The following is a 2,093-nucleotide window of genomic DNA, read 5'->3' as shown; positions in this document are numbered from 1 at the left end:
GACACTAGCGCTGGTCAAGTCAAATTAGCTGACTTTGTCCGTACTTTTGTGGTAGCGTACAATAGTGAAGGCGGTTACCAGTCCCATACAATCGCAGATTAACCGTTTACAATACCTGAACATTTATAGGAGGAGTTTACTATGGCTTATCAAACAATTAATCCATATACCAATGAAGTTGTTAAAACTTACGACAACGCAACCACTGACCAAATCGAACAGGCCTTAACTACCGGCGACGCCCTTTATCACCAATGGCGTCATGAACCCGTTAGTTCCCGTGCAGCCAGCCTCCATAAGATTGCCGCACTGTTACGTGAACGTAAAGATGAATTAGCTAAAATTGCAACAATCGACATGGGTAAATTACTGAGTGAATCTCAAGGTGAAGTCGAACTATGCGCCATGATTGCTGATTACTATGCTGATCACGGTGCTGAATTATTGGCACCGACCCCAATCAGCACTCAAGCAACGGGCGATGCCGAAATTGAAAAACAAGCAACCGGTGTCCTGATGTTGGTCGAACCTTGGAACTTCCCATACTACCAAATCATGCGGGTCTTCGCACCGAACTACATGGTCGGCAATCCAATGATTTTAAAGCACGCCTCTAATACACCGGGCTCGGCTGCGGCCTTCGCCAAGATTGTCGAAGAAGCTGGTGCTCCCGCTGGTAGTCTAACGAACCTCTTCTTAAACTATGATCAAGTTAGCGATATTATTGCCGACCCCCGCATCCAGGGCGTCGCACTGACTGGTTCTAAGCGTGGTGGACAAGCGGTTGCCAAAGAGGCCGGTGCAAACTTGAAGAAGAGTTCTATGGAATTAGGTGGTTCGGACGCTTTCGTCGTCTTAGCGGATGCTGATATTGACGAAGCAGTCAACTTAGCATGGCGGGGCCGGTTATACAACGCTGGGCAAGTCTGCACCTCATCAAAACGCTTTATTGTCGCTGCGGATGTGTACGATGATTTCTTAGCAAAGTTGAAGGAACGTTTTGCCAAATTAGTCCCTGGCGATCCTATGGACCCACAAACTACCCTGGCACCGATGAATTCCAAACGCGCTAAGGAAAAGCTACAAGACCAAGTTGACCGGGCCATTGCCGGTGGTGCAACCGTTGCTTATGGCAACGAACCAATCGACTTACCTGGCCAATTCTTCCAACCAACCATCTTAACGGACATTGATCAAGACAACCCCCTCTTTTACGAAGAAATGTTCGGTCCAGTTGCCCAAGTCTTCAAAGTTGATTCTGAACAAGCAGCTATCGATTTAGCCAACAACTCTGAACTGGGCTTAGGTGGCATCGTCTTCGCCGGAACTGCGGCGCATGGCAAAGCGGTTGCCCAACAAATTGAAACTGGGATGGTCTTCGTTAACACCTTCCTCAGCTCCTTACCAGAACTACCATTTGGTGGCGTCAAGGGCTCCGGCTACGGTCGCGAGTTAAGCAGCCTGGGCTTAATGGCCTTTGTTAACGAAAAACTGGTTGTCACTGCTCAGAAACCCGACTACGACAACGGTGCTGGCGGCTTAGTTGTTTTATAAACATTAGCCCCTCACTACAACACCGATTACACGTGCTTGAATAAGAAGCATGTTTCAAACTTTTAGTGTCAAAAGCTACCAGCTTAGGCCCGCTGAAAGAAGTTCGAATCAGTGTAAACTTTTTGTTAAGTGCGTCTATGCCGACTTTTGTCAAAATAAGATGAACAGGCCACTAACTCAATCACATAACAAAACAGGCTTTGAAATCGCGTCGTTTGACGTGATCTCAAAGCCTGTTTTGTTATTGCACTAGTAATTGGTAACTAATTTTTAGCCAATCTTAGCAACGTAATGGTAAGCACCAGAGTTAGATAAGTACTTCAGCCATTGATAGCCGTCCGCAGAAACCGTTCCGATATAATAAACGGATTCGCCCGCGTAGTATTGGCCAACAACTGAGGCATTTAGACTAGCAGCGGTCCGAATATTCGTTGTGGTCTTAAACGTGTACGTACCAGCAGCCGCCGTCGTCTTACTTGCTGAAGATGACGTGGTCGTTGCGGCACCGCCACTGCATTGAAGTCAATATTTGAGACAGG

1 protein-coding gene and 2 pseudogenes are annotated in these 2,093 nt (G+C 47.1%); 2 read left to right on the top strand and 1 reads right to left on the bottom strand.

The features are described 5' to 3' along the window. Both KGF65_RS17465 and KGF65_RS16515 read left to right on the top strand, forming a co-directional pair. A pseudogene (locus tag KGF65_RS17465) lies at positions 1-102 on the top strand (short-chain dehydrogenase); the annotation flags it as partial. A 39-nt stretch (positions 103-141) separates the two neighbouring features. Then, positions 142-1,554: an NAD-dependent succinate-semialdehyde dehydrogenase gene (locus KGF65_RS16515; protein ID WP_216788258.1), complete on the top strand. Its 1,413-nt coding sequence runs from the start codon at positions 142-144 to the stop codon at positions 1,552-1,554. A gap of 270 nt (positions 1,555-1,824) precedes the next feature. Here KGF65_RS16515 and KGF65_RS17205 read toward each other — a convergent pair. Further along, positions 1,825-2,010, bottom strand: a pseudogene (locus KGF65_RS17205) (SH3 domain-containing protein); the annotation flags it as partial. Between the last annotated feature and the right edge of the window lie 83 nt (positions 2,011-2,093).

Origin of the sequence: Lactiplantibacillus sp. 30.2.29, assembly GCF_018991255.1 — a bacterium.
Lineage (GTDB): Bacteria > Bacillota > Bacilli > Lactobacillales > Lactobacillaceae > Lactiplantibacillus > Lactiplantibacillus pentosus.
The sequence above is the reverse complement of the archived record's forward strand: the minus strand, read 5'-3'. Positions and strand labels throughout refer to the sequence as shown.